Source organism: Faecalibacterium sp. 7 (genome assembly GCF_049562865.1).
Lineage (GTDB): Bacteria > Bacillota > Clostridia > Oscillospirales > Ruminococcaceae > Faecalibacterium > Faecalibacterium wellingii.
Genome location: NZ_CP186911.1, coordinates 1419804 through 1446775, shown reverse-complemented (window position 1 = coordinate 1446775; position 26972 = coordinate 1419804). Strand labels below are relative to the sequence as shown.

Below are 26972 nucleotides of genomic sequence, written 5' to 3'. Positions count from 1 at the left end.
ACAAGCAAAAGCAAAGCAATGTTTTAGGAGAATGTTTTAATTTTCGCAGTTCAGGCGGACTTGGACGGTAAACACACCGTCTTTCTTTTTCGTATAGAAGTCACCATGGTTCTCCTGAACGATACGATTTATATTTTTTAGTCCGTAACCGTGATACTCTCCGATGCGGATTCCGCGAGAAGTATCACTGTATGGGTTTTTCAGCCGATAGAAGAGGCTTCGATACTGCTTGCGCAGCTGTAGATGAATGATTCTCTGTTCCGCTGGCAGGTCGCAACAGGCTTCGATGGCATTGTCAAATGTGTTTCCGATAATGATGCTCAAAGACAACGATGAGATCGTCAGGACTTCAGGAATCGTCACATCCAGTTTGACGTTGATGTTATTCCTTTCCGCAATTCGTAAGTAATAATTCAAAAGAGCATCAACAACAGGATTTCCGACCGCAGAAATATTTGTGGAACGCTCGAAAACATCCGTGGCAGCCTGCGCAATCTTGTGAAGTTCTTCGGTATCACCGTGTTCTGCAACTGCCTGCATCGCCAGGATGTATTTCTTCACATCATGCCGCAGAGAACGGACTTCTTCCTGGCGTTCTTTGAGCTGCTGGTAGTATTCCATTTGAAGATTGTACTGCTGTTCGTTGAACTTAACTTTGAATTTTTCCAGTTCATTTTCCCGGAGAGCTTCCACATAGAACACGATCAGGATGTTTATAAGGAGAAGCACCGCCATAAGACCGACCATATAATCCGGGAAATACTCATCCGCAGCATGATACTGTGCCACATAACAGACAGCAATACTTGCGATTTGAATCGCAATGATCGGCAGCAGCCATAGGATACGCAGAGCATTTCCTTTTCGGCTGAAAAAATGTGAGATCAGGACTACGAGTGGAATTTGAATCAGGTTTGAAAAAACAACATAGACCAACCGTGCTGCCCCAGCCTGCATTAGAATGTCGGTATCCGGGATACGCAGCCCAATCAGAAGCATTGCAAGCACTTCCACCAAAGCAATCAGTGTGAAGAAAGCTCCGCTTGCAAAAACCGCCTGCCACGGTCGAACCTCATAGAACAGCAATGCAAGGAAAAATCCGCCAACTAAAAGATAGATCGTGCGCTGCGTCACCCAATCCGGGAATAAACTCAAAGCACACTGCCCAGCAATCAAGAGTGCAACATAGGCATAGAACCACCTTGAGACGGGCTCCTTTTTGGGAAACAGCCGACCGATAAAAAGCAGCAACAGGGCAATGTTGGCAAAGCTCCCTGCAAACTCAACGAAATAATAAAGCATCATCTTCCCAAATAAGCGTTGAAGATCTGATTGAACTCCTGACGCTTCCTCCTGCTGATCGGCAGCTGATGTCCGCTGGAAAGAAAAACAGCGGTTCCCGTAGCGTAAACAATGTGTTCCATGTTGACGAGATAACTTTTGTGTGGTGACACAAAGCACCGTTTGGGAAGCTGCTCCAAGGCTTCAGGAATGCTCATTCGCAATGTAAGGTCTTGCTCCTTGCAGTGAATCAGAACTTTATGTCCGTGGCTTTCCAGAAAGTAAATGTCCGATGTTTCCAAGGACATGGTAACACCATCGTATTCGATCGTGAAATGTTTGGAGTTCAGTTCCTGAAGGACGGCATCCATTGCCGCAGCGAACAGCGTCTGATCCAAAGGTTTGACAAGGTAGCGGAATGCAATGCCATATCCCTGCACAGCGTACTCATGCCGCTTCGTGACAAATACCACCAAAGGATGCTTCTCCATCTGAATCAAAGACTGCGCCAGCTGAAAACCGTTGGATGGCATCTCGATATCGAGAAGAAGCAGATCAAAGGATTTCTTCTGCATTTGCAATTCGCTCAGAAGTTCGTTTCCATCCATGTAAGTTTCAATGTCAAAGCAGCCTTGCACATCGTACTGCTGGACGCTTTGAACAATGCCATCAAGGTCTGATTTCTCATCATCGCAGACTGCAACGTGGTACTTCAGCATTTCGACAACCTCCACAAAATAATGTCCTGCTACTATTATAGACTGTGCAAAGGCTCCTTACAAGTAGCCTGACCTACCACTTTTGTCACCAGAACGACCAGTTTTGCCAAACCTCTTGATTTTGCTGAAATTTATGATACAGTGAAGCAAAAATCAGAAGATAAGGTGGCGCAACTGCAATGTGGGAACGCACGCTGTCTCAAAAATCAGTCCGTCTTTTCTGCGAGCAAAAAGTGATAGATGAAGCAAAGGCGGATGCGTATGTCTATGGGTACGAGTTGCTCATATCATCTGTTGTGAGCGTTCTGCTTGTTGTTTTAATCGCTGTTGTGTGTGGTGATGTGCGGTACGCACTTTCATTTTTGATTGGGTTTATCCCACAGCGAATCTACATTGGCGGATACCATGCAACATCGCACACCAGATGCTATTTGGCATTCTCCGGACTGGCACTTATCTGCATTTTGCTAAGTAAGGCAATCGCAGCAAATCACCTTTTCCGTATCCTGACAACAGTAGCTCTTTTGGGCATCTCTATCTTTCTCTCACCTATCGAAGCAAAGAATAAGCCTTTAAGTGAAAAGAAGCGGTCAAGTTACAAGATGGTCGCATCTGTTCTTTCGTCAATAGATTTCCTGCTTGCCATTTTTAATGTGCTTCCGTATACACGTCATGTAGTTTGCTACTATCTCTCCAAATGGGTATTGATTGTATTCTCAACAATTCCTTTGGTTCAACAAAAATTTAATGCCAACTTTTGTAGATAGGGAGGTGATAACATGAAAAAAAACAAATGGGTGCTGCTTCTTATCGCTTTTGTTGCATTTTTGGTATTGGTTTATTTTATTGGTGCTTGCCTTAATGCAACGGCAGAGGCATTGACAATTATTTCGCTCTGCATCGGCATACTGGTCATTTATTTAGTCGTAAAAGCAATCAAATCAAAATAAGGAAAGGAAAATGTGATCATGAGTAATAGCTACTATACCCATTGCTATCATGATATTTTGTATTCGTATGATTCCGGTGGACACCTTATGGATACTACAAAATCGTACCATCAAGCTGTGGGAGGCTAAGAATGAAAAAAGGCAAAAGCAACTTTTTTCTTATTGCTCCTTTTGCCCTTTGGGGCTGCATTTCAGTATGGACTAGTAATCTTGTCCGATTGACAGATAAAAGCGCAGTACCTTATGCTTGGGCTTCTTTGTTTTTCTCATATGGAATCGTAGCAGTGCATTATATCCAAGTGGCAGTATCCTCCAAAGGCTGTAACAATGCCGAAAACGAAAAAATTGCATGGGTTCAGCTTGGGCTTTCAACTTTGTTCTTGATAGTAGCTGTTGTTCTAGCTATTCAATGAAGGAAAGCAAAGTAATCACCCAAAGCAGTGTAAGGTCACAATATTTTCTATTCCAGCAGTATTCTAGTAGTTTCAGCATTTGTATGGTTCACATTTATTTGCCGAGGAGTATACACCTGAAGGGGAAAATTTAATGAAGGTGATTCCAATGGAGCTTTAGTGTATTGAGTGAAGAAAAAAAATAAATTAGGAGGCAGTATACTATGACTAACAAAATCAAACGGCTGATTTCCATTCTATTGGTCACGGTTTTATTTCTCCTGACCATTCAGCCAGCATTTGCAACTGGAAATAAGAGAAAGATCGATGATTATTCGATAGAAGAACTTCTCAATCTTTCTGTGCAAGAACAAGAGAATCTCGGATTTTATGTTTTGGCCGAGGTTCCAATGCGCATTCCTGTTTCTAATACAGACGGCTCAAGAGTTGTATCGTATATTGATGGAACATGGAGAGTTCTTTATACAAAGGCCAATGGATTGGGCTTTTATATGAGTGGAACTACCGTCGGTATTGGCCCGGATTTAATAAAAAATGTTTCAGGAACGGATTACTACACGAGCTATTCCGATAACATCGAACGAAGCTGCCCATTTTCAACGACAGCACTAGTTCCAGAACAAAGTATATATAATACAACCTATACATATGACTTCTATGATGTTGGAACTTATCTTGATTGCAGCGTTGGGTGTTATTTTGGAGTGGTTGGCTCAAGCAAACCAATCTATTGGAGTGCAACTACACAAGTTACCATCCCGAAATTATGATTTTGACCAGCTATGGATGAAATTGTTTTTGAACCCAGTGATGTCAATATGTTAGCAGCTTTAGGCATCGTCGAAAGTGTAAAGTTGTTTCCGTTTATGTTATCAATGGGAGAACTTCAATATGCTTGCGATTCAGAATATCGTTGCAAACAATTCGTGAATTGCCTTTCAGAATATTATCCTGACAGCCAAATTGAAGCTAGACAACTATGGTCGAAATATCATGGTACAGCGAATGCGGTTCAATGTGATATGATAAATCATAAGCCACTGCGTGTTTGGGTCAGGAGTTCTGCCGATTGTTGGTGCGGCATTTATTATATTTGTTACTATGCAGCAAAGTATGGTACAAATAGAATTTTGCTTGCATCCAGAGAAGGTCTGAAAGAATTTATGGAAGGGAAAACCGATAAGATCTCACAAAAGTATTTGACGGAAGAAACTATTACTGAGTATGCCAAAAGATGGGGAAAGCTATTAAACGAAAACACCTCCATGCGTATTTGGCATGCGAACGATGTTAAAAGCGTTAACATAGATTATTTCGACCAGAGAATTATTAGTTTAGTATCGAGAATTCCTATTTCGGTTGGTGAACTTACCGCAGACGTATTAAAAGCGATTTCTGCTCCGGTAAGTGACTGGTATGTCATGAAACGCATAGAAGCACTTTTGAAAAAGGGTGTTCTTCAAGTCGTTATTCCAAACAAAATCTTTTATAATACCATCGTCCAGCTAAACGAAGAATAAAGGAATCCGAGCAAGTCGGCCCAACAGTCACCTCATTTCAACGAGAGGGGTGGCTGTTGGGTCAATTGTTCAAAAAGAAAAACTGAAGATAATAAAAAGTCTTGATTTCTCCATCAAAACATGGTATATACATTATACGAAACAGTGCTTTGAAAGAACGCTCCACCGTTCAATGACGTGTAAAGAGAGGTGCTTGCCATGACCGCTGTGATCTACGCCCGCTATTCCAGTGATAACCAGCGCGAAGAATCCATCGAAGGCCAGATTCGTGAATGCACGGCCTATGCCGAAAAGAATGACATCACTATCGTCAAGCACTACATTGACCGCGCCATCTCTGCCAAGACGGATAATCGCCCTCAATTCCAACAGATGATAAAGGACAGCGACAAGAAGCTGTTTGATATTGTTCTGGTCTGGAAACTTGACCGCTTTGCCCGGAATCGCTACGACAGTGCCCGGTATAAGACCCAGCTGAAGAAGAACGGTGTCAAGCTCATGTCGGCTACGGAGATCATCTCCGAGGGGCCAGAGGGTATCATTCTGGAATCGGTTCTGGAGGGCTATGCAGAATACTACTCTGCCGACCTTGCCGAAAAGGTTGTCCGTGGACAGACAGAGAACATCCTGAAAGGCCGCTGCAACGGTGGTCGTGGAACGTTTGGATATACGCTGGATTCCGAGCGGAAATTTCACATCGACCCGCTTGCCTCCCCTTTCGTGCTGGAATCGTTCACGAAGTATCGGGATGGCCTCACGATGAAAGAGATTCGGGACTGGCTGAATGAAAACGGCATCAAGAACCCGGTCGGAGGCGAATTTACTTACAACAGCGTGGAGCACATGCTCAAAAACCGGCGTTATATCGGAGAACTGAAATTCCGGGATGTGGTCGTGCCGGATGCGATTCCGCCCATCGTGCCGCTGGAACTGTTCGATGATGTGCAGGAAAAGATTGCCAAAAACAAGAAAGCCCCTGCCCGAAGAAAGGCAGAGGACGATTACCTGCTGACAACCAAGCTGCACTGTGGTTGCTGCGGTGCGCTGATGTTTGGCGAAAGCGGCACAAGCCGGACGGGAGAAGTCCACCGCTACTATAAATGTGCCACGGCCAAAAAGAAGAAGGGCTGCAAGAAGAAAACTGTCCGTAAACAGTGGCTGGAAGATCTTGTGGTTAACCAGACCATGCAGCTTGTAAAAGACGATGCCGCTATGGAGTCCATCATCGCCAAGGTGATGGAACTGCAAAACAAGGAAAACACCAACATTCCTCTTTATGAAAAGCAGCTCCGGGATGCGGAATCGGGTATCCAGAATATGCTGAATGCGATTCAGGCTGGAATCCTGACCAGTTCCACCAAGGAGCGGTTGGAGCAACTGGAAGAAACCAAGCGTGAGCTTGAAGCCCGCATTGCAGAAGAAAAGCTGGCAAAGCCCAAGGTCACGGAGGAGTTCATTCGCTTTTGGCTGCTGCGGTTCCGTAAACTCAACATGAATCAGAAAGACCAGCGGCAGGCACTGGTGGACACGTTCATCAATTCGATTTACCTGTACGATGATAAGGTTTTGATAACCTTCAACTATAAAGAAGGGACACAGACCGTGACTTTTGGAGAAGCGACGGAAGTTGCATCCGAGGGAAATGGTTCGGATTTGGATTGCATTCCTGCACCAAGAAAAACCAGTACACATTGTGTACTGGTTTTTCTTTTTCGGTGCGGAAGAGGACTTGAACAGCACGGCCCCACCACAGGCGGGGCAACAAAAGCCCCAGTGGGGCTTTTGTTAGTGCGCGGTTCCCAACCTGTAGGAATGTCTACCGGGAGGCTGACTGTCCACTGTCTTTTTTGTTTTACACAGCAGTTTCCCTTTAGCAGTAACTGCGGATAAGAGGACTTGAACAGCAACGACGACGACCGCGGCCTGCGGCCGAAACAGGGAGGAGTTGTTGGGGCCGCGTTCTGATTTTTCAAAGCTCTGCCAAGGGGCTGCAGAAAAATCAGCAAACGCAACCCGTAAGGCCCTGACCGCCAGATTCCGTTGCGGTTCCCAACCTGTAAGAATGTCTACCGGGAGGCCTGCCGCTAAAATTGAAAAAACACCGCCTATCTGCGTAATGAAACGCAGGTGGCGGTGTTTTGCTCTATTGGTTTAGAACTTGCATCGGATACAGCTCATGCAAGGCTTTCAATGATCTCCGCACACTTTTCAATACCGATGACCCCGCTATCCAGCGCAATATGATAGTTGGCGGCATCGCCCCATTTCATATCGGTGTAGAAGCGGTAGTAGGCAGCGCGGCGCTTGTCCTTTTCCTTCAGACGGGCCTCGGGAGATTTCTCCCGCTCGCCGTAGACCCGCACGATGCGGTCTGCCCGGAACTTCATGTCCGCGTGGACAAAGACCTTCAGGCAGTCGGTGCGGTCCTGCAGGATAAAATCGGCGCAGCGTCCTACGATGACGCAGGGCTCTTTTTCTGCCAGTTCCCGGATAATCCGGTATTGCAGCTTCCAAAGCAGGTCCTCGTTGGTGGGGCCGAAGCTGCGATTGGTGAAGGCCGAAGCAAGGAAGCCGCCGGGGGTGTACTCTCCGGCCTCCTTGACGTAGTTTTCGTCAAAGCCGCTTTCGACAGCCAGCTTCTGGATCAGTTCGGCGTCGTAGCACTGGATGCCCAGATGCTCTGCCACCAGTTTGCCGATGGTTCTGCCGCCGCTGCCAAACTCGCGGCTGATGGTGATGATGCATTTTTCCATTAGACTTCTCCTTTCGTGCTCAGTTCACGGTAGGTTTTGCAGATCAGATAGCCTGCGATCAGGAAGGTGAGGATATCCGACATGGGCATGGAGTACAGCACGCCGTCCAGCCCGAAGAACCGGGGCAGCAGCAGGGCAAAGCCCACGCCGAACACCACCTCACGCACCATGGACAGGGCGGTGGATTCTGCTGCCTTGCCCATGGCCTGCAAAAAGATGAAGCAGGCCTTGTTGACACAGGCCAGAACGATCATGCACAGGTAGATGCGGAAGGACTTCACGGCAAAATCGGTGTAGTATACGCTCTCGTTGGCGGCACCGAACAGGGCGATCAGCTGCCGCGGGAAGCCCTCTACCAGCACCAGCGCAACAACGCCCACGGCCGCTTCTGCCAGCAGCAGCTTGGTGAACAGTTCCTTCACACGGGCGGGCTTTTTAGCACCCATGTTGAAGCCCACCACGGGGATGCAGCCAGCCGCCATGCCCACCACAATGGAGATGACGATCTGGAAGAACTTCATCACGATGCCCACCACCGCCATGGGGATCTGGGCGTACTGCTCCTGCCCGAACACAGCGTCCAGTGCGCCGTATTTGCGGATCATGTTGTTGATGGCTGCCATAGCCGCCACAAGGCTGATCTGGGACAGAAAGCTGGTCATGCCAAGGGTCAGGGTGCGGTCGCAGATGGAGCCTTTCAGCCGGTAGTCGCCCTTTTCAGGACGGATGATCTTCATGTGCAGCAGATACCACACTGCCAGCGCGGCGGTGACCAGCTGACCGATCACGGTAGCCACTGCCGCGCCCATCATGCCCCAGCGGAAGCCGAAAATGAAGATGGGGTCCAGAATGATGTTCAGCACCGCACCCGCAAGGGTGGAGATCATGGCAAACCGGGGGTTGCCATCCGCGCGGATGATGGGGTTCATGGCCTGCCCGAACATATAAAAGGGCACGCCCAGCGTGATATAGAAGAAATATTCCTGCGAGTGGTGATAGGTTTCGGCGTTCACCGTTCCGCCGAACATAGCCAGAATGGCATCCGCAAAAAACAGATAGAGCGCCGCCAGCACAATGCTGCTGACCAGACACATCACCACCGCATTGCCAACGCTCCGCCTTGCCTTGGGAACTTCGTTCTGTCCAAGGCTGATACTGACAAAAGCGCAGCAGCCGTCACCGATCATCACGGCAATGGCCAGCGCTACCACCGTCAGGGGGAAAACGACCGTATTGGCGGCGTTGCCATAAGAGCCAAGATAGCTGGCGTTTGCAATAAAGATCTGGTCCACGATATTATACAGCGCACCCACCAGCAACGAAATAACGCACGGGATCGCGTATTTCCGCATCAGCTTGCCGATGCGCTCCGTGCCGAGGAATTGATTGGAACTTTCCATGGGATTCACCTTTACCTTTCCATTTTGGGGCAAACAAAAAAACAACGGGCAGCCCTCATGCAACCGGTTTTACGCATGAGTGCTACTCGTTGTACGAAATCATTATAGCCTGCCCGCCGGGAATTTGCAAAGGCAGTTTTGCACAAGATTTGTACTGGGCATTCTGCGCAGATTGCACGAGGCAAACTTTGTGGAAGATGCCCTTTGAAGCCAGCCGCCCAGTCGTGGTACAATATAACAGAGAGCAAAAGTACGCTGGAAGGTCTGTTTTTGTACTCCTTCCATACAAGGAAACGAGGAAAATACCATGTCACGGTTTCAGGCGGGAGCGCTGGTAGTCTACGGAAATCTGGGAGTGCACGAGGTGGAAGCTGTCGGGCTGCGGCGCTTTTGCGATGAGCCCGCCAGAGAGTATTACACCCTCCGGCCTTATTTTTCGGATTCTCACGACCGCAGCTATATCCCCACGGAAAAGGAAGCGGCGTTGCGCCCGGTGACCCCGGCACAGCAGGCGGAAGCCGACCTTGCACGCATCAAAGCGGAGAAGCTGCCTATCCCGGCGGGGGTACAGACAGCGCTGGCAGAACACTATCAGGCACTGCTCCACACCAATGATTTTTACCAGTACCTGACCCTGTTCAAGGAACTGGGGCAAAAGCAGACCCAGCAGCAAAGCCGCGGCCGAAAGATCAACGCCATGGATGCGTACTTTTACCAGATGGTAGAGCGTGTCCTGCGGGAGGAGCTGGCGGTGACTTTCGGGGAATCGCAGCAGGAGGCAGGCAGACGGCTTCTGGAGGTTTTGCGCTGAAGCTGCATGGTGATTTTTACCAACAAATGCAAAGGCTCTTTTTGTGTAGAATCGCCTTTGCATTCTCCTTTTTTATATGAGATCGTTAAACAAGGTGGACCAGAAGCATATTTCGATGCATCGGTTCCGCACCGCTATGTCAATGCGGGGCAGGAAACCGCAAAAATGACGCTGCTGATCCAATATTTAAAAAAGAGCTCGATTGTAATAGGAGTATGAAAATCGATTTTCTGCTGCCGGAGGATGGCCTATAAAAATCGCGCAGTATCAGCAAAAACAGGGGTCTGTTGCAAAATAGCCCCAACAAAAAAAAGAGATAGACTTTCCCGAAGGGGTTGCCTATCTCTTTTTTTGTTGTAAGCTGAGGTTGTGAAAAAACAGATACAACAAGAACAGTATACAGGAACGGGCGGCACATATCAACAGCCGACTCCGCCAATAAGCGAAAATATTTTAATCCACGGTCTGCATGGCTTCGCTCAGGGGATAGAGCCCATTTAAAAATCTGCGGAAAATATAAAAAGCAAGTGCATCTCCTCTCCATCAAAAATTTTGGTTTTCGAGAAAAAGTGTTGCACTTGCTTTTCTTTATGTGAGATTTCGGTTTGAATTATCGCGTAATATCGCCAAACCAAAGAGTGCTGTATTTTGCAGCAGCCCCTTTGATTTTATGACCGCGATTTTCCAAAGCAGCGCTATGCCGTGTGCGGTCACGCCCAGTTTTTCCGCCCATAGCGGGTGGTCAGCAGGCAGATCTCCTTTTGAAGCTTCTTTGTCAGCTGGGTCTTTTTCAGCCGCCAGCGCCAGTTCTGGCCCACGGTGGAGGGCTGATTGATGCGGGCAGAATTGTCCAGCCCCAGCCAGTCCTGCATGGGAACGATGCACCTCGCCGCTGCGCTGCGCAGGATCAGTGCGATCATGCTTTTATAGAGCTGCTCTTCCGGGGTGGCGTAGTCGTACAGGTAGTCCCGCACCATGGCACGCTCGGCATCGGTAATGGTCTGGTACCACGACACCAGCGTCTCGTTGTCGTGGGTGCCGGTATAGGCCACGCTGTTCACAGGGTAGTTGTGGGGCAGGTAGTCGCTGGCGCTGCCGGTGTCCCGGGAGTCAAAGGCAAATTCCAGCACCTTCATGCCGGGGAAGCCGCTGTCCCGCACCAGCTGACGGACCGTCTCGCTCATATAGCCAAGGTCCTCTGCAATGATCTCCCGCTTGCCCAATGCCTGCTCCACGGCGCGGAACAGCTCGATGCCGGGGCCCTTCTCCCAGTGGCCCTCCGCCGCAGTCTCGCTGCCGTAGGGGATGGAGAAATACTCATCGAAACCGCGGAAGTGGTCGATGCGCACCACATCGTACAGCTCGAAGCAGTACCACAGGCGGGTGATCCACCACTGATAGCCGGTTTCGCGGTGAGCTTCCCAGCGGTAGAGCGGATTGCCCCAGAGCTGGCCGGTGGGCGAAAATCCATCCGGGGGAACACCCGCCACCGCCGTGGGCAGATTTTCCTGATCCAGCTGGAACAGCCCCGGGTTTGCCCATGCATCTGCCGAGTCCAGCGCCACATAGATGGGGATATCGCCGATGATGCGGATGCCTTTGCTGTTGGCGTAGGTTTTCAGCCTGCGCCACTGCTCGTCGAACTTGAACTGGAGATACTTGTGGTACTCCACCTCAAAATACAGCTCCCGGCGGTAGTAGTCCATGGCAGGCTGCCAGCGCAGACGGATGTCCTCGGCCCACTCGATCCACGGCTTGCCCTCAAATCGGTCCTTCACCGCCATGAACAGGGCAAAATCATCCAGCCACCACTTGTTTTTCTCACAGAATGCCGTAAACACTTCGTTGTGGCCGATGTCGCTGCGGGAGTACGCCAGCCGCAGCAGACGGCTGCGCTCGGTATACAGGCGGCTGTAGTTGATGTCGTCTGCCTTGCGGCCGAAGTTTGCCTTTTTGCACTCGTCAGCAGTCAGCACCCCTTCCTCCACCAGTGCATCCAGACTGATGAAATACGGATTACCCGCAAAGGCGGAAAAGCTCTGATAAGGGCTGTCGCCGTAGCTGGTAACACCCAGCGGCAGGATCTGCCAGTAGGTCTGCCCGGCTTCCTTGAGCCAGTCCACAAAGTCGTATGCCTCCTGCGAAAAGCAGCCGATGCCGTAAGGGGACGGCAGACTGCTGATGGGCAGCAAAATGCCTGCACTTCTCTGCATCTTCGATTCCCTTCCTTTATAACTCGATCAAAATACCTGCATGGTCGGATACCTGCGGCTCCTGCAGGCCGCCAAACACCACCCGGCTGCTCTTGACAGCCACCGCCTTGGAGCACCAGATCTGGTCGATGCGCTTTTTTGCCGCCGCATCCGGGGCGTCCCGCCAGCCATCGATGGCCTGTACAACGGTGTAGCCATCATCCCGCTGCTGCGCCAGACGATAGGTGTCCTGCCAGCCGCTGCGGAGGATGAGGTCATAGCCTTCCCCTCGCACGTCGGCTTCACTGTTGAAGTCCCCCAGCAGAAAGGCGGTCTTTTTTGCGCCCGCCGCCTTTGAAAGCTTTTCCCACTGGGGAGCGAAAGGTTCTACTTCGTCCTTCCACCAGCCCAGATGCACCGTATAATACCAGACGTCTCCTGCACAGACGCCCAGCGTGCGGCGGGTCTTCCAGTTGTTGTAATCATTGGTCTGGCTCAGCAGCAGGTTTTCGGCTGCGGTGATGGGCGCACGGCTGAACACCGCCGCGCCCTCATCGTAAATATCGTAGCCGACCTTTGCCGGGAGCCAGCTCCAGTAGTAGTGCACGCCCCGCTGTTCCAGCATCCGGGCCACCGCTGCGGCGTGGTTGTCCGCTTTCAGCGGCACCCTATTGTCAGGGCAGGGATAGTACCCCGCCGGAGCGTCCCCCAGCAGCGGAGCGGCGGCGGTCTGGTTCACCTCCTGCAGGGCGAACACCTCCGGCTGCTCCGCTGCGATGAAGTTTACAAAGATCTCCCGCTTGGCCTCATAGTCCGGCTCGATGAGGCTGTGGGTATTCAAAGTCAGTAGTTTCATAGTTTTTTTACAGAATATCGTTGATATCAGATTTCAGAACGTCTGCCTTGGGGCCGTACACAGCCTGAATGCCATCGCCCTTCACCAGCAGGCTCAGGGCACCCTCAGCCTTCCATGCGGCAAGGTCGGCCACCTTGGCAGGATCCTTCACGGTAACGCGCAGACGGGTCATGCAGGCATCCACCAGCACGATGTTCTCCCGGCCGCCCAGCAGGGCGATGATGCGCTCGGCCTGACCGTTGTCGGCCTTTTTGTCGGCCTTCTTCTCGGTCTTTGCATCGGCAGCGGAATCGTCCGCGTTGTCATCGGTATAGTTGCCCAGACGACCCGGCGTAGCCAGCTTGAGCTTGCCGATCATGAAGTAGGCCACGAAGTAGCCGATGACAAAGAATGCGACCACGCAGATCACAAAGTTGATGATATCGCCGCCCAGACCGGCCTGCAGGGACATGGGGATGCGGGTGATGAATTCCAGATTGCCGAAGGAGTGCAGGCGCAGATGGATGATGCCTGCCATGGCGAACGCACAGCCCTGCAGCAGTGCGTACACGATGTACAGCGGCATGGCGCAGAACATGAACATGAATTCCAGCGGCTCGGTGACGCCGGTCAGGAACACGGCCAGTGCGGTGGAGATGAACATGGACTTATAGTTTGCGCGCTTGTCGGCGTCCACACGGCGGTACATGGCCAGTGCGATGCCCAGCAGCAGACCGGTAGCGCCGATCATCTGGCCTACCTTGAAGCGGGCGGGGGTAACGGTAGCCAGCAGGTTGTTGTAAGCAGCCATGTCACCGGCCTTCTTGAAGTTGATGAGGTCGTTGGCCCATGCCAGCCACAGCGGGTCCTGACCAAACACCTGACTGCCTGCATTGACGCCGGTGGCGATGGTGTAGGTGCCGCCGAAGGAGGTGTAGTTCATGGGGATGGTCAGCATGTGGTGCAGACCGAAGGGCAGCAGCAGACGCTCCAGCGTACCATAGATGAACGGAGCCAGAACGGGAGAGGTCTCGGAAGAGTTGGCGATCCAGATGCCGAAGTTGTTGATGCCGGTCTGGACGACAGGCCAGAACAGCGACAGCAGAATGGAAATGACCACCGAGTAGGCAATGACCACCATGGGCACGAAGCGCTTGCCGTTGAAGAAAGCCAGTGCATCCGGCAGCTTGCGGAAGTTATAGTATTTATTGTAAGCCACACCGCCCACAAAACCGGCGATGATGCCCACAAACACGCCCATGTTCAGGGCCGGAGCACCCAGCACGGAGGTAAAGTAGCCGTTGACGGCGATCTCCTGTCCGAACAGGGTGTGGGTCACGGCATTGGGGTCTGCCAGCATGGCGCTGGTAACACCGAAGATGTTACCGGTGATCACATTGATGAGGGCAAATGCCAGCACTGCCGCGAAGGCACCGCCGGCGCGCTCCTTTGCCCAGCTGCCGCCGATAGCCACGGCGAACAGGATGTGCAGGTTGTTGATGACTGCCCAGCCGATATTCTCCATGGTGGTGCCGATGGTCATGACTGCTGCGATGTCGCCGCCGCCCATCTGCACCAGCTTGCCCAGACTGATCATCAGACCGGCAGCGGGCATGACGGCGATGACCGTCATCAGCACCTTGCCCAGCTTTTGTAAAAAGTCGAAGTTGATGAGCCCCTTTTTGCCCGGAGCCGCTTTTGTTGTTGCCATGATGTTCCTCCTTGTTTCCTTTTGCATCGTTTTACGCAAGTGTTGCATCACGTTTGCGTAACTTTACGCAACAAGAATAATTCAACTCCGCAATTTTTACAAGAGTTTTCTGTGTCAAAAATAAACTTTCTACGTTTTATACAACGCTGCAGAGGATTCTTTGTGAAAGTTGTCGAAGGTACGCAGAGCGATGCATTGCACGATTTGCGCAACTCTTTGCGCAAACATTGACATTGCGTGCAAACGGCTTTACAATAGAAGCAATATCGATCCGGGAGGAACAGATCATGGCAGTTACCATCAAGGATGTCGCCGCAGCAGCGGGGGTCTCCCCCTCTACGGTGTCCCGCACCTGCAAGGACAGCCCTTCCATCAGCCGGGACACCAAGGAGCGGGTGCGCCGCATCATGGCACAGCTGGGCTATGAGCCGAACTTTGAAGCCGAACCAGTAGAAGCTTTTTCCAAGACCATCGGCATCATTCTGCCCTCCTCCCAGCGGGACGTCTACGAAAATGCATTCCATCTGGAGATCATCCGCGGCATCGGGCAGTTCTGCAACCAGCGGCGGTATGTGAACACGGTCATCACCGGGCAGGACGATGCAGAGGTTCTGGACGCCATCCAGAGCATGGTGGCCAACGCGCAGGCAGACGGTTTCATCCTGCTCTATTCCAAAAAGGACTGTCCTGTGGCGGCCTATCTGCGCAACGAAGGGCTGCTCCACGTCATTGTGGGCAAGGCGGCGCAGTCCGCCAACCAGACCATCTATATCGACAACGACAACGCCCTTGCCGGAGAGGAAGCCGCCGACTACCTCTATGAGATGGGCCACCGCCGCATTGCCTATTTTGGTGTCAGCAATGCCCTGCTGTTTTCGGCAGAGCGTAAGCGCGGCTACCAGATGTCCCTGCTCAAGCATGGCATCACCCCCCGCGAGCAGGACTGCGTGGAGGTCAATACCCTGAACGACGCCTACGAGGTGTCGTTGAAAGCTCTGCTCACCGCGCCGGACCGCCCCACCGCCATGCTGGTCAGCGATGATATTCTTGCTGTGGTGCTGGAACAGTTCTGCGGCAAACTGGGGCTGCACGTCCCGAAAGACCTTTCCATCGTTTCTTTCAACAACTCGCTGTTCTCCCGCATCACCAGCCCGCAGCTGACCACCGTGGACGTGAACCCCTACCAGCTGGGCATGGAAGCAGCCAGCCAGACCATCAACCACATCGAGAACCCGAATCTTCTGGCAACCAAGATCATCGTGCCGCACCGGCTCATCCCACGGGAGAGCTGCTGCCCGCCGCCGGAGGTCTGATGTGCAAAAAACGAGGCCGTTCCCTCTCTTTTCCAGAGAGGCAGAACGGCCTCGTTTTGTTTATTTTTTCCGGTACTCCCGGGGCGTCATGCCGAAGTGTGCCTTGAACGCCCGGTTAAAATAGGAGAGGTTCTCAAATCCGCACTGGGAAGCGATGGTCAGAACCGTCTCATCCGTGGCCTGCAGCGCTTCGGCGGCGGCGTTGAGCCGGTACTCGTTCAGAAAGGCCACAAAGCTCTGCCCGGTCATCTGCCGGAACCACCGCATAAAATGGCTGGCGCTGAAGGAACAGACCCCGGCGGCATCCGCAACCCGGAGCGCCTCGGCATAATGGGCCGAGAGCCATTGCAGGAGCGTTTTCAGCCGCTGGGTATCGGCTGTCTCGGCGGCAAGCCGCTGCCGACCCTGTGCAAGGAGCAGGGCAAGAAACCGCAGCAGCGCCCCCTTGACCTGCAGTTCATAGCCGGGGAGCTTAGCACGGTTGGCATCCTCCACCTTCCGCAGGCAGGCGGCGGCCTGCAGATAGCACAAATCGTTCGGGGTCAGCCGTGCAGGCAGCGACAGACGCCCGCTTTGCAGCGGAAGCAGATATTTCTCGGCGCAAAGGTCCTCTGCGCCGCCCAGAAGCTCCAGCTCAAAAATGATATTTTCGTATTCCATGCACTGCCCCTCGGCCTGCCGCAGGGCATGAAGGGTGCCGGGCGTAAAAATAAAGATGTCCCCCATGCGGGCCGGGCAGCTCTCAGCGCCCACCTGCACCAGCCCTGTGCCCCGCTTGACAAAGACCAGCTCCATGCTCTCCTGCCAGTGGAGCGCCACCTGCGGAAAGTCCCCCGGAATGGTGCAGGGATACAGATTGAAGGGAAACCGCACGGCACCGTGCTGCTTGGTCTCCTGCAAAGATGCCTGATTTTGCATTGTTTCACCTCCTGATGATAGGATTGTACCACAGTCTGCGCTTTTTAGGCAAGATTTTGATTGTTTTATGTGGTATATCTGGAAGTACAGATGTCAAACCTGTTTTCCGCAAGGTGTATTTGAAAACAAAGAAAATGACAAATATTTCGTAAGCACAAGCGGGCTCTAAGACAAAGAGCCGCAGGGATCCTTTGTGAATTTCAAGGCTGTTTCACGCAAGATCCGGCTGTGCTTGTAGAAACAGACTAAATTTTCGACTTTTCAGATACACTCTAACAAAGGAGGATGCATTTATGAGCTTTACCGAAACGTTACAGGGTCTCACGGGCAAGCCGCTGGCAGACTGCACGAATCAGGAGCTGTATCTCGCGCTGCTGGAACTCGTCCGGCAGAAGAGCGCCGACCGTGTGCAGCCGGTCACCGGCCGCAAGCTGTACTATATCAGCGCCGAATTTCTCATCGGCAAGCTGCTGTCCAACAACCTCATCAATCTGGGACTGTACGATGAAGCCCGGGATGCACTGGCTGCCGTCGGCAAGAGCCTTTCCGATATCGAAGAGGTGGAGCCGGAGCCCTCTCTGGGCAACGGCGGTCTGGGCCGTCTGGCTGCCTGCTTCCTCGACTCTCTGGCAACGCTGAACCTGCCCGGCGACGGCGTGGGCCTGCGGTATCACTTCGGCCTGTTCCATCAGTCCTTTGAGGACGGCGTGCAGAACGAAAAGCCCGACCCGTGGCTCACCGCCCACAGCTGGGCCGAAAAGACCGACATCACCTACCCGGTGGAGCTGGCTGGCAAAGAGTACACCGCCCGGCTGTACAAGCTGGCGGTCACCGGCTATGAGGGCCGCACCAACACCCTGAACCTGTTTGACCTTGACACCATTGACGAGAGCATCGTCCATGACGGCATCGCCTTCGACAAAACTGCCATCGACAAGAACCTGACCCTCTTCCTCTACCCGGACGATTCCGATGAGGCGGGCCGCCGCCTGCGGGTGTACCAGCAGTACCTGATGGTCTCTGCCGGTGCCCAGCTCATTCTGGCCGAGTGTGCCGCCCGGGGCTGCGATTACCATGATCTGGCCGACTACGCCGCCATCCAGATCAACGACACCCACCCCAGCATGGTCATCCCGGAGCTGATCCGGCTGCTGGGCGAAAAGGGCATCGAATTTGAGGAAGCCGTAAAGATCGTCACAAAGACCTGCGCCTACACCAACCACACCATTCTGGCCGAAGCACTGGAAAAGTGGCCCCGCGCCTATCTGGATGCTGTTGTACCCCAGCTGATGCCCATTATCGAAAAGCTGGATGCGCTGGCCCGCACCCGCACCAAGGACGAGAGCCTTGCCATCATCGACAAGGACGACCGGGTGCACATGGCCCACATGGACATCCACTTCACCCACTCCACCAACGGCGTGGCGGCACTGCACACCGAGATTTTGAAAAATTCCGAGCTGCACGGCTTCTATGAGCTGTACCCGGAGAAGTTCAACAACAAGACCAACGGCATCACCTTCCGCCGCTGGCTGCTGGAATGCGACCCTCGCCTGACCGCCGCACTGGAACAGCACATCGGCTCCGGCTTCCGCAAGGATGCCGCCGAGCTGGAAAAGCTGCTGGCCTTTGCCGATGACGAAGCTGTGCTGGACCAGCTGACCGCCGTGAAGAAGGCCAACAAGGAAGCACTGGCAGACTGGCTGCTGCGCACCCAGAAGGTGAGCGTGAACACCGATGCCGTGTTCGACATCCAGTCCAAGCGCCTGCACGAGTACAAGCGCCAGCAGCTGAACCTGCTGTATCTCATCCATCAGTACTACGAGATCAAGGCCGGGCACCTGCCCGCTGCTCCGCTGGTGAGCATCTTCGGTGCCAAGGCCGCACCTGCCTACACCATTGCAAAGGACATCATCCATGCGCTGCTGACCCTGTCCAAGGTCATCGCCGCAGACCCGGAGGTGTCCCAGTGGCTGCAGGTGGTCTTTGTGGAGAACTACAACGTCACCGCCGCCGAAAAGCTGATCCCGGCCTGTGACCTGTCCGAGCAGATCAGCCTTGCCTCCAAGGAAGCCTCCGGCACCGGCAACATGAAGTTCATGCTGAACGGCGCGCTGACGCTGGGCACCATGGACGGTGCCAATGTGGAGATCAGCCAGCAGGTGGGCGAGGAGAACATCTATATCTTCGGCCAGACCTCCGATCAGGTCATCCACCGCTACGCCGTGGGCGACTACGCCCCCGCCCAGTGGGTGGAGGGGGATGCCAACATCCGCCGCGCCGTCAACTTCCTCACCGGCCCGGAGATGCTGGCCGCCGGTCACGCCGAAAACCTGACCCGCCTGCACAACGAGCTGATCCATAAAGACTGGTTCCAGACCCTGCCGGACTTCAACGCCTACGTGGTGCGCAAGGGGCAGGCCATCAGCGATTACGCCTGCGACCCGAAGGGCTGGCGGCGCAAGTGTCTGGTGAACATTGCCAAAGCAGGCATGTTCTCCTCCGACCGCACCATTGCCGAGTACGACCGGGACATCTGGCATCTGGGCAAATAATTTTTCCTGAACTGCGTTTCACCATCATTTTCTCAAAGGCTGCTGCACGGCAAAAAGCGTGCAGCAGCCTTTTTGTATAGCGAAAAGGCCCTCCCCGTTTGTCAAGCAGGGAGAGCCTTTATCTATTCGGCATTGCCGCTGTTTGCGGAGAAAGCGGTCTGTCGGCCTTTCCTTTATCCTCTCCACCCTCTGGCAGAGGGGTCCAGCATTTCGGCGGCAGAATAAACAAGGGCGTTGCAGATGGCTGCGGCCACATTGCTGCCGCCCTTGCGCCCCATGGCAGCAATGGCAGGCACGCCGTGCTGTTCGCAGATTGCAAAGAGGGTCTCCTTGCTTTCCACCACGTTCACAAAGCCCACCGGCACACCGATGACCAGCGCAGGCCGCAGCCCGGCTTCTATTTCTTCCGCGATGGTCAGCAGGGCTGTGGGCGCATTGCCCACGGCAAGGATGGCCCCCGGGTGCTCCCGGGCAGCGCGGTGCATGGCAGCCACGGCGCGGGTGGTGCCCGCCTGCTTTGCCGCTTCGGCCACAGCGGGGTCGGCCATATAGCAGACGGCCTCACAGCCCAGCTTTGCAAGGCCCGGTCTGGAAATGCCCGCCAGCGCCATATTAGTGTCGGTGACGATCACCGCACCCCTCTGCAGGGCCCTGACAGCGGCCTGCACCGCGCCGGGAGTAAAGCGCAGATTTTTTGCGTAGTCGAAATCAGCAGTGGTGTGGATGACCCGTTTGACCACCGCAGCCGTCTCCGGCGGCGGGGTCAGGCCCAGTTCGTCCAGTTCCCTTGTGATAATGGAGATGCTCGTCCGTTCAATGTCGGCGGGCAGATGATGCTGCGGTGTCATGCGTTTTCTCCTTTCGGTCCGGCAAGGCCCATAGCGGCGTAAACGGCAGGCAGGTCCAGCGCCGCACGCACGCCGTCTGCCAGCAGGTCAAACTGCTGCTGACGGTATTGTTCCATGGGGATGAGGTCGGCCCCGGCCGGGTCGATCCCCTTCTTTCTGCACAAAAAAGCGGTCATTTTTTCGGTCAGTTCGCCGGTGTCAAACAGCCCATGCAGGTAGGTGCCGAACACATTGCCCTGCACACAGCCCTCCGGCGTGCCGTCTGCAAGGGTGCAGAACGCGCTGCCCCGCACCTCGGTGCGGCCTGCGTGGATCTCGTAGCCCGTGAGCGCTGCCCCGGCAAAGGGAGCAGCGGCAGCGCGGGCTGCGGTCTGGGTCAGGTGCTTTTCGGTGCCGAACACCGTCGTGGTGGGCAGCAGGCCAAGGCCCCGCAGGGTGCAGGGGGTGCCGCTCTCCTCCCCTGCCGGGTCGCAGAGCCGTTCGCCCAGCATCTGATAGCCGCCGCACACGCCCAGTACCGGTGTACCGGCTGCCGAAAGCCTGAGCACCGCCGCTTCCAGCCCGCTTTCCCGCAGCCAGCGCAGGTCATCCATGGTGTTCTTGGTGCCGGGCAGGATGACGAGATCCGGTGCGCCCAGCTGGCGGGTGCGCTGCACATACCGCACGCCCAGCAGCGGGTGCTGTTCCAGCGGGATAAAGTCGGTGAAGTTGGATACATGCGGCAGGCGCAGGATGGCGATATCCAGCGGTTTGACGGCGTTTTTTGCTTCCAGACGATCCGAGAGAGAATCCTCGTCCTCGATCTCCACCCGCAGATACGGCACCACACCCACTACGGGCAGCTGCGTTTTTTCTTCCAGCATGGCAAGGCCGGGCCGCAGATTATCCACATCGCCCCGGAACTTGTTGATGATGAGCCCCCTGATGCGGGCGCGCTCGTCGGCTTCCAGCAGCTCCACGGTGCCGTACAGCTGCGCGAACACGCCGCCCCGGTCGATATCGCCCGCCAGCAGCACTGGCGCATCCACCAGCTTTGCAAGGCCCATGTTGACGATATCATCCGCCTTCAGGTTGATCTCTGCCGGGCTGCCCGCGCCTTCGATCACGATGATGTCGTTCTCGGCAGCAAGGCTGTTGTAGGCTTCCAGAATGTCCGGGATAAGGCTGCGCTTCATCCTGAAATAATCGGCGGCGGACATCTGGCCCCGGGCTCTGCCATTTACGATGACCTGACTGCCCACATCGCTGCTGGGCTTGAGCAGGATGGGGTTCATCCGCACATCCGGTTCTGTGCCCGCAGCCTGCGCCTGCACCACCTGCGCACGGCCCATCTCCGCGCCGTCGCGGGTGACGAAGCTGTTCAGGGCCATGTTCTGGCTTTTAAAGGGTGCCACACGGTAGCCGTCCTGCGCAAAAATGCGGCACAGCGCCGCGCACAGCAGGCTTTTGCCCGCACCGCTCATGGTGCCCTGCACCATAATGCATTTTGCTTTGCTCATTGCGCCACCTCCGGCAGAGTCTCGGCCAGCAGCGCAAGCAGCTGCCGGTTTTCATTCTCGGTGCGCACGGCGGTGCGGTACCAGCCTGCGTCCAGACCCGGATAGTTGCCGCAGCTGCGCAGCACCGCGCCCTTGTGCCGCAGCGCAGCGCCCAGCGCTTCCGGCGCGCGGAACAGCAGATAGTTGGCCCGGCCTTCGATTACCCGCAGGCCCAGCGCCCGCAGGCCGTCTGCCAGCACAGGCCGCTGTGTTTTGATCAATGCGCGCACCTGCGCCACATATTCCGTCTCGTCCAGCGCAGCGATGCCCGCCGCCTGTGCCAGACCGGACACCGCCCACGGCTGGCCCGCTGCCTGCATCCGGGCAAGGCGGCTTTCATCTGCGCACAGGCAATAGCCCAGACGCACGCCCGCCATGCCGTAGAGCTTGGTGAAGGCTTTCAGAATGATCAGCTTCCTGCTGGTGCTCAGCAGCCGCTTTGCGGAAAGGCTCTGCCCCTCGGGCAGAAAATCCAGAAAGCATTCGTCCACGGCCAGCACTGCACCCACGGCCTCGCATCTGCGCAGCAGCGCCTCCACAAGGGCAGGCCGGGCCAGCTGACCGGTGGGGTTGTTGGGCTGACAGAGGAACACCAGATCGATGCCCGGGTGCACTGCATCAAGGATGGCGTCCGTCACCGCAAAATCGTTTTCCTCCTGCAGGAAATGCCGTTCCACCCTGCAATCCACAGTTTCCAGTGCCGTGGCGTACTCGGCGAAGGTGGGTGCCGTCACAAGGGCGGTGCGGGGCTTTTCGGCCAGCGCCAGCCGGAAGATGAGGTCTGCCGCGCCGTTGCCGCACAGCAGCCATTCGGCGGGCACACCCTCAGCCACCGCCAGCTTTTCACGCAGGGCCCGGCACAGCGGGTCGGGGTAGCGGTCGGCCGTGGCAAGGGACGCCGTAATGGCCTTTGCCACGCCCCCGGGCAGACCCAGCGGGCTGACATTGGCCGAAAAATCCAGCGGGTCGCGGCCAAACTCGGCGCGGTAGCCCGCCCAGTCGCCGCCATGGGTCAATTGTTTCATGCAAGGAACCCCCGTATTGCTGCACCCCATGCCAGCGCAAAGCCGCTTGCCACATACATCATGCGGTTGGCGCGCAGGATGTCCTGCGGCTCAATGGGGCGCAGGGCATCGCCGATGGTGGGCTTGGGGTAATATTCGCCAAAATAGTAGGCCGGGCCGGCCAGCTGCACGCCCAGTGCACCGGCGCAGGCGCTTTCGGTCTGGGCGCTGTTGGGGCTGGCGTGGCAGTGCCGGTCCCGCCGCCAGATGCGCCATGCACCCTTGGCATCGTTTCCGGTAAAGGCCGCAGCCGCCACCCACAAAAGGGCGGCAAGGCGGCTGGGGATGTAGTTGGCCACATCGTCCAGCTTCGCGGCTGCACGGCCAAAATAAAGGTACTTCTCGTTCTTGTAGCCCAGCATACTGTCCATGGTGTTGATGGCCTTGTAGGTCAGCGCCAGCGGTGCCCCGCCGATGAGCATATACAGCAGCGGCGCAATGACGCCGTCGCTGGCATTTTCGGCCACCGTTTCCACGGCGGCCTTGGTCACGCCCTCGGCGGTCAGGTTCTGGGTGTCGCGGCCCACGATGCGGCTCACGGCTTTGCGGGCAGCGGGCAGGTCGTTCCGGACCAGTTCGTTATACACATTTGTGCTCTCCTGTGCAAGGCCCTTGGCTGCCAGCGCCTGCCCGCACCAGAACATCTGCACGGCAAGGCCCAGCCACGGGCTGAGCTTTGCCGCCGCCAGACACACAAGGCTCGTGGCCAGAAAGGTGCCCACCGGCAGGCAGAACGCCGTCATGGCACCGCCCAGCAGCTCTCCCTGCGGGGTGCCGGGCAGGCGGGCGCGCAGGAACTTTTCCAGCCGGGAGATGCACCTGCCCATGAGCACCACCGGGTGCGGCAGCCACGCCGGGTCTCCGAAGAGGGCGTCCAGCACAAAGCCGCCGACAACTGCCTGAAGGATCATGCCCTGCTCTCCTTTGTGTACTGGACGGTCTTCACGAGATACAGCAGATGCTTTTCCGTCCAGTCCTTTGCATCCAGCACAAAGCCGCCCGCGTTGGGCCCGCACCATGCATAGTAGTCCCTGTGGGGGACGGCAAACCGCTCCATGGCGGCCATCTGGGTACCGCCGTGGGCCAGAATGACCAGCCGCTCTTCGCCTGCGGCAAGGGCTTTATCGATCAGCTCTGCCACAGTGCGGCAGATGCGATCCGAAAAGTCCGTCTTGCGCTCTCCGTCCGGGCAGGGGCTTTCGCAGTTGGCCTTCACCCATGCCTGATACTCGGGGTCCTTTTCCATCTCGATGAAATTGCGGCCCTCAAAGCTGCCAAAGCACATCTCTTTCAGACCGTCCACCGGCACAAGCTTCGCCTCCGGGAACAGGATGCGCGCCGTCTGGCTGGTGCGCTGCAGGGTGGAAACATAGACCACATCGGGGTCAAAATCTGCCCGGCGCAGCTGGGCAGCACCTTCGGGTGAGAGCGGGATGTCGCGCTGGCCCTGATAACGCTTCTGGGCGTTGTATTCCGTCTGGCCATGACGCAGAAGATAGATCAGCATTGAGACAATTCTCCTTTCAAAACCGTTGGGATGCCGCAGAACATCTGCACGACGCACTCTGCCCGTGCGGCCAGCAGGCAGGCAAGCCTGCCCGCCGCCTCGCGGTCGGCACGCTGCTTTGGGTCCATCGGCACAACACCGCCGCCTACCTCGGTGGCGATGAGGATATCGTATTCATGGGCAAGCTTGTCTGCCAAGGCAGGCAGGTCGGCGGCATCGGCAGCCAATACCTGCACGTCCGAAAGACGCTTGCCGGGAAGCGTTTGCGCAAAGGTGCGCTTGCCGCTGTAGAGCGGCCCGGTGATAAAGATCATAGCAGTCCTCCCCACTGGCAGGCACACAGCGCCGCCAGCATCCAGAGCTCGGCCGTTTGCAAAAACCACCCGGCAAGGTCGCCGGTGATGCCGCCGAACTGCTTCCGGCTCACAGTATGGTAGCGCCAGAGCACCGCCAGCGCTGCCAGCACCAGTGCCCAGCCGCCCAGCGCTGCCATGCCCACGCACAGCACCGCAGCCAGCGCCGCCAGCACCCGGCGCACCACAGTTTTGTCTGCCGCAGTGGCAAAGGTGTGCGCAAGACCGGTGTTTTTCGCCATGGGGAATGCCGCCACCGCATAGCCCGAAAGCGCCCGTTCCAGCACCAGCGCCAGCGCCCACAGCGCCCCCGCCCGGGGGGTGAACCGCACGCAGGTGCACAGGGCAAAGGTCGCCAGAAAGTAGCTGCACAGCCGGATGACCGCAAAGGCGCCGCAGTGGGGGTCTTTTAGTATTTCCAGCTTTTTCGTGCGGTCGCCGTAGCTGGAAAGGGCGTCGCAGGTGTCGGCGTAGCCGTCCAGATGGATGCCGCCCGTCACCCACACAGGCACCAGCGCAAAGCCCGCCGCCTTTGCAAGGCCCGGCAGAGGCAGTGCCCCGCACACGCACCATGCCGCCCCAATCACCGCACCGATGAGCGGGAAGGCGCACATGGCGTAGCGCATATTTTTTTCGTTCCAGTCGAACTGCGGCACCGGGATGGCCGAAAACATGGCAAAAGCCACCGCGATGGTCTGCAAAACGATCATTTTTCCACTCCTTTATAGTACACGGGGATGCCGCATACCACCCGCACCACCGCATCTGCCCGGGCGGCAAAAGCATTGTTCACCTGCGCCAGTGCCCGCAGATAGCGGTCCGTATCGCCGACATAGTCAGCCCCGCCGCTGAACACCTCGTTGGAGACCACGAGCAGGTTTTCGCACTGGGCAGAAAGGCTGTCCAGCCCCCGCAGGATGGCAGCGGCGGCATCCTCCCCCGCCCCGGCGGGGTCGTACAGCTCGTTGGCCGCAAGGTTGCCCAGGTCTTCCAGCAGGACCGTGCCCCGGGCAGGCAGACGCAGCTTTTCCAGATGCAGCGGGCACTCCACCGTTTCAAACTGCTTTGCGGCCCGCATTTTGCGGTGCTTTTCCACCCGGGCGGCACACTCGGCGTCCCATATCTGCATGGTGGCAAGGTACCAGCGGGGGCCGGTGGTCCTGAGCACAAGGCTCTCGGCATATTCGCTTTTGCCGCTGGCTGCGCCGCCCAGCACCAGCGTCAGCATTGGGGCTTGTACGGCTCAATGCCGCCCTCCGCAAAGGAATAGCACCCGCCGTACACCGCCAGTGCCATATCCCACAGCGGGATACTTGCCACTGCACCGGTGCCCTCGCCCAGATGCAGCCCCGCCGTGATGACGGGTGCCTTGCCCAGTGCTTCCAGCACCATGCGGGCCGCAGGCTCTGCGGAGCGGTGGCTGGCGAACACGGCCTTTGCCGCCGCCGGGCACAGCCGCACGGCACACAGCGCGGCCACCCCGCTGATAAAACCATCTGCCAGCACCGGCACCCCGGCCAGCGCCCCGCCCAGAAAGATGCCGCACAGACCCGCGATGTCAAAGCCGCCCAGCTTGGAAAGCACATCCAGCGGGTTCTCCGGGTCCGGCTCGTTCTTCAGGATGCCGCGGCAGATGGCATCCACCTTGCGGGCAAGCCCCTCGTCTGAAAGGCCCGCACCGCGCCCGGTCATAAGCTCCACGGGCTGGCCCAGCAGCACCGCCGCCACCGCGCTGGAGGTGGTGGTATTGCCAATGCCCATTTCGCCGGTGGCGATGAGCCTGTAGCCATCCTCTGCCAGTTCCCGAGCAAGGGCGATGCCCTCCCCAATGGCCTGCACCGCCTCGGCACGGCTCATGGCGGGCCCTGCCGTAAAGTCCATCGTCCCGGCGGCAATGCGGCAGTTCCGCACGCCGGGCACCGGTTCGCCTGCCATGCCCATATCCACGGGCACCACATCACAGTGGGCCGCGCGGGCCATCTGGCACACACTGGTGCGCCGCATTGCAAGGTTTTCGGCCACGGCGCGGGTCACTTCCTGCCCGGTCTGGCTCACCCCCTGCGCCACCACACCGTTGTCCGCGCAGAGCACCACCACCGCCCGGCGGGAGAGATCAAACTCCGCACTGCCGGTGAGGGCAGCAGCGTCCTCCAGCATGGTCTCCAGCCGGCCCAGTCCGCCCAGAGGCTTTGCAAGGCTGGCCCAGTGGGCGTGTGCTGCCGCGCGGGCGGCTTCGTCCGGCGGCGTGATACCCGCCAAAAGTGCATTCAGTTCCGTTTCGGTCATTTTGG

26 protein-coding genes are annotated in these 26972 nt (G+C 56.0%); 9 read left to right on the top strand and 17 right to left on the bottom strand.

Features of this window, described 5'->3' with window-relative positions; translation table 11 throughout:
* Window positions 1-36 precede the first annotated feature (36 nt).
* Both ACKXF7_RS07085 and ACKXF7_RS07080 read right to left on the bottom strand, forming a co-directional pair.
* Entirely contained in the window at window positions 37-1305 is a 1269-nt protein-coding gene (locus tag ACKXF7_RS07085; RefSeq protein ID WP_423742544.1) for a GHKL domain-containing protein, read from the bottom strand.
* Complete coding sequence (locus tag ACKXF7_RS07080) at window positions 1302-2000, bottom strand: LytR/AlgR family response regulator transcription factor (protein ID WP_005924492.1); 699 nt, start codon at window positions 1998-2000, stop codon at window positions 1302-1304. The genes ACKXF7_RS07085 and ACKXF7_RS07080 overlap by 4 nt, the downstream gene beginning before the upstream one ends.
* Before the next feature lie 179 nt (window positions 2001-2179).
* Between ACKXF7_RS07080 and ACKXF7_RS07075 the strand changes: the two genes are divergently transcribed.
* The 6 genes from ACKXF7_RS07075 (at window position 2180) to ACKXF7_RS07050 (ending at window position 6773) form a co-directional block, all read left to right on the top strand.
* On the top strand, window positions 2180-2767 hold the full coding sequence (locus tag ACKXF7_RS07075; protein WP_005924490.1) for an accessory gene regulator B family protein: 588 nt from the start codon (window positions 2180-2182) through the stop codon (window positions 2765-2767).
* 12 nt (window positions 2768-2779) lie between these two features.
* A complete protein-coding gene (locus tag ACKXF7_RS07070) occupies window positions 2780-2950 on the top strand; it encodes a hypothetical protein (RefSeq protein ID WP_005924488.1) in 171 nt (56 codons plus the stop codon).
* Window positions 2951-3081: 131 nt separating this feature from the next.
* Complete coding sequence (locus tag ACKXF7_RS07065) at window positions 3082-3363, top strand: hypothetical protein (RefSeq protein ID WP_005943373.1); 282 nt, start codon at window positions 3082-3084, stop codon at window positions 3361-3363.
* 203 nt (window positions 3364-3566) lie between these two features.
* Complete coding sequence (locus ACKXF7_RS07060; protein WP_005934531.1) at window positions 3567-4133, top strand: hypothetical protein; 567 nt, start codon at window positions 3567-3569, stop codon at window positions 4131-4133.
* A gap of 12 nt (window positions 4134-4145) precedes the next feature.
* Window positions 4146-4883 (top strand): DUF3658 domain-containing protein, encoded by a 738-nt coding sequence (locus ACKXF7_RS07055; protein WP_223387800.1) that lies wholly within the window; start codon window positions 4146-4148, stop codon window positions 4881-4883.
* A gap of 198 nt (window positions 4884-5081) precedes the next feature.
* Entirely contained in the window at window positions 5082-6773 is a 1692-nt protein-coding gene (locus tag ACKXF7_RS07050; protein ID WP_423742543.1) for a recombinase family protein, read from the top strand.
* Between the two features lie 284 nt (window positions 6774-7057).
* Here the strand turns inward: ACKXF7_RS07050 and ACKXF7_RS07045 are convergent, their stop codons facing one another.
* Window positions 7058-7636 (bottom strand): AAA family ATPase, encoded by a 579-nt coding sequence (locus ACKXF7_RS07045; protein ID WP_423742542.1) that lies wholly within the window; start codon window positions 7634-7636, stop codon window positions 7058-7060.
* Window positions 7636-9036: an MATE family efflux transporter gene (locus ACKXF7_RS07040; RefSeq protein ID WP_423742541.1), complete on the bottom strand. Its 1401-nt coding sequence runs from the start codon at window positions 9034-9036 to the stop codon at window positions 7636-7638. The genes ACKXF7_RS07045 and ACKXF7_RS07040 overlap by 1 nt, the downstream gene beginning before the upstream one ends.
* A 307-nt stretch (window positions 9037-9343) precedes the next feature.
* On the opposite strand from ACKXF7_RS07040, the gene ACKXF7_RS07035 reads away from it, so the two are divergent.
* On the top strand, window positions 9344-9847 hold the full coding sequence (locus tag ACKXF7_RS07035; protein WP_423742540.1) for a CarD family transcriptional regulator: 504 nt from the start codon (window positions 9344-9346) through the stop codon (window positions 9845-9847).
* A 710-nt stretch (window positions 9848-10557) separates the two neighbouring features.
* Here the strand turns inward: ACKXF7_RS07035 and malQ are convergent.
* The 3 genes from malQ to ACKXF7_RS07020 are packed head-to-tail and all read right to left on the bottom strand — an operon-like array spanning window position 10558 to window position 14585.
* A complete protein-coding gene (malQ, locus tag ACKXF7_RS07030; protein ID WP_423742539.1) occupies window positions 10558-12060 on the bottom strand; it encodes a 4-alpha-glucanotransferase in 1503 nt (500 codons plus the stop codon).
* A gap of 16 nt (window positions 12061-12076) precedes the next feature.
* The gene (locus ACKXF7_RS07025) at window positions 12077-12880 is read right to left on the bottom strand and encodes an endonuclease/exonuclease/phosphatase family protein (RefSeq protein WP_423742538.1); all 804 of its coding nucleotides are present in this window, start codon (window positions 12878-12880) and stop codon (window positions 12077-12079) included.
* Between the two features lie 22 nt (window positions 12881-12902).
* A complete protein-coding gene (locus tag ACKXF7_RS07020; protein ID WP_423742537.1) occupies window positions 12903-14585 on the bottom strand; it encodes a PTS transporter subunit IIBC in 1683 nt (560 codons plus the stop codon).
* 287 nt (window positions 14586-14872) lie between these two features.
* Between ACKXF7_RS07020 and ACKXF7_RS07015 the strand changes: the two genes are divergently transcribed.
* A complete protein-coding gene (locus ACKXF7_RS07015; RefSeq protein WP_423742536.1) occupies window positions 14873-15898 on the top strand; it encodes a LacI family DNA-binding transcriptional regulator in 1026 nt (341 codons plus the stop codon).
* Between the two features lie 60 nt (window positions 15899-15958).
* Here the strand turns inward: ACKXF7_RS07015 and ACKXF7_RS07010 are convergent, their stop codons facing one another.
* Window positions 15959-16816, bottom strand: coding sequence for an AraC family transcriptional regulator (locus ACKXF7_RS07010; protein WP_423742535.1), 858 nt, complete (start codon window positions 16814-16816; stop codon window positions 15959-15961).
* 293 nt (window positions 16817-17109) lie between these two features.
* On the opposite strand from ACKXF7_RS07010, the gene glgP reads away from it, so the two are divergent.
* Complete coding sequence (glgP, locus tag ACKXF7_RS07005; protein ID WP_423742534.1) at window positions 17110-19371, top strand: glycogen/starch/alpha-glucan family phosphorylase; 2262 nt, start codon at window positions 17110-17112, stop codon at window positions 19369-19371.
* Window positions 19372-19544: 173 nt separating this feature from the next.
* Here glgP and ACKXF7_RS07000 read toward each other — a convergent pair whose 3' ends face one another.
* Genes ACKXF7_RS07000 through cobT form a run of 9 tightly spaced genes read right to left on the bottom strand, consistent with a single transcriptional unit; the run spans window position 19545 to window position 26967 of the window.
* Entirely contained in the window at window positions 19545-20219 is a 675-nt protein-coding gene (locus ACKXF7_RS07000) for a precorrin-8X methylmutase (protein ID WP_423742533.1), read from the bottom strand.
* A complete protein-coding gene (locus ACKXF7_RS06995) occupies window positions 20216-21718 on the bottom strand; it encodes a cobyric acid synthase (protein ID WP_423742532.1) in 1503 nt (500 codons plus the stop codon). The genes ACKXF7_RS07000 and ACKXF7_RS06995 overlap by 4 nt, the downstream gene beginning before the upstream one ends.
* Window positions 21715-22782 (bottom strand): pyridoxal phosphate-dependent aminotransferase, encoded by a 1068-nt coding sequence (locus tag ACKXF7_RS06990; RefSeq protein ID WP_423742531.1) that lies wholly within the window; start codon window positions 22780-22782, stop codon window positions 21715-21717. The genes ACKXF7_RS06995 and ACKXF7_RS06990 overlap by 4 nt, the downstream gene beginning before the upstream one ends.
* Window positions 22779-23732 carry an adenosylcobinamide-phosphate synthase CbiB gene (gene cbiB / locus ACKXF7_RS06985; RefSeq protein WP_423742530.1) on the bottom strand — a complete coding sequence of 318 codons (954 nt, stop codon included), beginning with the start codon at window positions 23730-23732 and terminating at the stop codon, window positions 22779-22781. The genes ACKXF7_RS06990 and cbiB overlap by 4 nt, the downstream gene beginning before the upstream one ends.
* On the bottom strand, window positions 23729-24328 hold the full coding sequence (locus tag ACKXF7_RS06980) for a histidine phosphatase family protein (protein ID WP_005943240.1): 600 nt from the start codon (window positions 24326-24328) through the stop codon (window positions 23729-23731). The genes cbiB and ACKXF7_RS06980 overlap by 4 nt, the downstream gene beginning before the upstream one ends.
* A complete protein-coding gene (locus ACKXF7_RS06975) occupies window positions 24322-24642 on the bottom strand; it encodes a bifunctional adenosylcobinamide kinase/adenosylcobinamide-phosphate guanylyltransferase (protein ID WP_348584990.1) in 321 nt (106 codons plus the stop codon). The genes ACKXF7_RS06980 and ACKXF7_RS06975 overlap by 7 nt, the downstream gene beginning before the upstream one ends.
* On the bottom strand, window positions 24639-25391 hold the full coding sequence (locus tag ACKXF7_RS06970) for an adenosylcobinamide-GDP ribazoletransferase (protein WP_423742529.1): 753 nt from the start codon (window positions 25389-25391) through the stop codon (window positions 24639-24641). Before ACKXF7_RS06970 ends, ACKXF7_RS06975 begins: the two co-directional genes overlap by 4 nt.
* Window positions 25388-25909: a bifunctional adenosylcobinamide kinase/adenosylcobinamide-phosphate guanylyltransferase gene (locus tag ACKXF7_RS06965; RefSeq protein ID WP_423742528.1), complete on the bottom strand. Its 522-nt coding sequence runs from the start codon at window positions 25907-25909 to the stop codon at window positions 25388-25390. Before ACKXF7_RS06965 ends, ACKXF7_RS06970 begins: the two co-directional genes overlap by 4 nt.
* The gene (gene cobT, locus ACKXF7_RS06960; RefSeq protein WP_423742527.1) at window positions 25903-26967 is read right to left on the bottom strand and encodes a nicotinate-nucleotide--dimethylbenzimidazole phosphoribosyltransferase; all 1065 of its coding nucleotides are present in this window, start codon (window positions 26965-26967) and stop codon (window positions 25903-25905) included. Before cobT ends, ACKXF7_RS06965 begins: the two co-directional genes overlap by 7 nt.
* Window positions 26968-26972 lie beyond the last annotated feature (5 nt).

Excerpts from the sequence above, each read along its gene's own strand:
- ACKXF7_RS07085 (WP_423742544.1), bottom strand. The coding sequence starts at position 1,305 with ATGATGCTTTATTATTTCGTTGAGTTTGCAGGGAGCTTTGCCAACATT.
- ACKXF7_RS07080 (WP_005924492.1), bottom strand. The coding sequence starts at position 2,000 with ATGCTGAAGTACCACGTTGCAGTCTGCGATGATGAGAAATCAGACCTT.
- ACKXF7_RS07075 (WP_005924490.1), top strand. The coding sequence starts at position 2,180 with ATGTGGGAACGCACGCTGTCTCAAAAATCAGTCCGTCTTTTCTGCGAG.
- ACKXF7_RS07070 (WP_005924488.1), top strand. The coding sequence starts at position 2,780 with ATGAAAAAAAACAAATGGGTGCTGCTTCTTATCGCTTTTGTTGCATTT.
- ACKXF7_RS07065 (WP_005943373.1), top strand. The coding sequence starts at position 3,082 with ATGAAAAAAGGCAAAAGCAACTTTTTTCTTATTGCTCCTTTTGCCCTT.
- ACKXF7_RS07060 (WP_005934531.1), top strand. The coding sequence starts at position 3,567 with ATGACTAACAAAATCAAACGGCTGATTTCCATTCTATTGGTCACGGTT.
- ACKXF7_RS07055 (WP_223387800.1), top strand. The coding sequence starts at position 4,146 with ATGGATGAAATTGTTTTTGAACCCAGTGATGTCAATATGTTAGCAGCT.
- ACKXF7_RS07050 (WP_423742543.1), top strand. The coding sequence starts at position 5,082 with ATGACCGCTGTGATCTACGCCCGCTATTCCAGTGATAACCAGCGCGAA.
- ACKXF7_RS07045 (WP_423742542.1), bottom strand. The coding sequence starts at position 7,636 with ATGGAAAAATGCATCATCACCATCAGCCGCGAGTTTGGCAGCGGCGGC.
- ACKXF7_RS07040 (WP_423742541.1), bottom strand. The coding sequence starts at position 9,036 with ATGGAAAGTTCCAATCAATTCCTCGGCACGGAGCGCATCGGCAAGCTG.
- ACKXF7_RS07035 (WP_423742540.1), top strand. The coding sequence starts at position 9,344 with ATGTCACGGTTTCAGGCGGGAGCGCTGGTAGTCTACGGAAATCTGGGA.
- malQ (WP_423742539.1), bottom strand. The coding sequence starts at position 12,060 with ATGCAGAGAAGTGCAGGCATTTTGCTGCCCATCAGCAGTCTGCCGTCC.
- ACKXF7_RS07020 (WP_423742537.1), bottom strand. The coding sequence starts at position 14,585 with ATGGCAACAACAAAAGCGGCTCCGGGCAAAAAGGGGCTCATCAACTTC.
- ACKXF7_RS07015 (WP_423742536.1), top strand. The coding sequence starts at position 14,873 with ATGGCAGTTACCATCAAGGATGTCGCCGCAGCAGCGGGGGTCTCCCCC.
- ACKXF7_RS07010 (WP_423742535.1), bottom strand. The coding sequence starts at position 16,816 with ATGCAAAATCAGGCATCTTTGCAGGAGACCAAGCAGCACGGTGCCGTG.
- glgP (WP_423742534.1), top strand. The coding sequence starts at position 17,110 with ATGAGCTTTACCGAAACGTTACAGGGTCTCACGGGCAAGCCGCTGGCA.
- ACKXF7_RS07000 (WP_423742533.1), bottom strand. The coding sequence starts at position 20,219 with ATGACACCGCAGCATCATCTGCCCGCCGACATTGAACGGACGAGCATC.
- ACKXF7_RS06995 (WP_423742532.1), bottom strand. The coding sequence starts at position 21,718 with ATGAGCAAAGCAAAATGCATTATGGTGCAGGGCACCATGAGCGGTGCG.
- ACKXF7_RS06990 (WP_423742531.1), bottom strand. The coding sequence starts at position 22,782 with ATGAAACAATTGACCCATGGCGGCGACTGGGCGGGCTACCGCGCCGAG.
- cbiB (WP_423742530.1), bottom strand. The coding sequence starts at position 23,732 with ATGATCCTTCAGGCAGTTGTCGGCGGCTTTGTGCTGGACGCCCTCTTC.
- ACKXF7_RS06980 (WP_005943240.1), bottom strand. The coding sequence starts at position 24,328 with ATGCTGATCTATCTTCTGCGTCATGGCCAGACGGAATACAACGCCCAG.
- ACKXF7_RS06975 (WP_348584990.1), bottom strand. The coding sequence starts at position 24,642 with ATGATCTTTATCACCGGGCCGCTCTACAGCGGCAAGCGCACCTTTGCG.
- ACKXF7_RS06970 (WP_423742529.1), bottom strand. The coding sequence starts at position 25,391 with ATGATCGTTTTGCAGACCATCGCGGTGGCTTTTGCCATGTTTTCGGCC.
- ACKXF7_RS06965 (WP_423742528.1), bottom strand. The coding sequence starts at position 25,909 with ATGCTGACGCTGGTGCTGGGCGGCGCAGCCAGCGGCAAAAGCGAATAT.
- cobT (WP_423742527.1), bottom strand. The coding sequence starts at position 26,967 with ATGACCGAAACGGAACTGAATGCACTTTTGGCGGGTATCACGCCGCCG.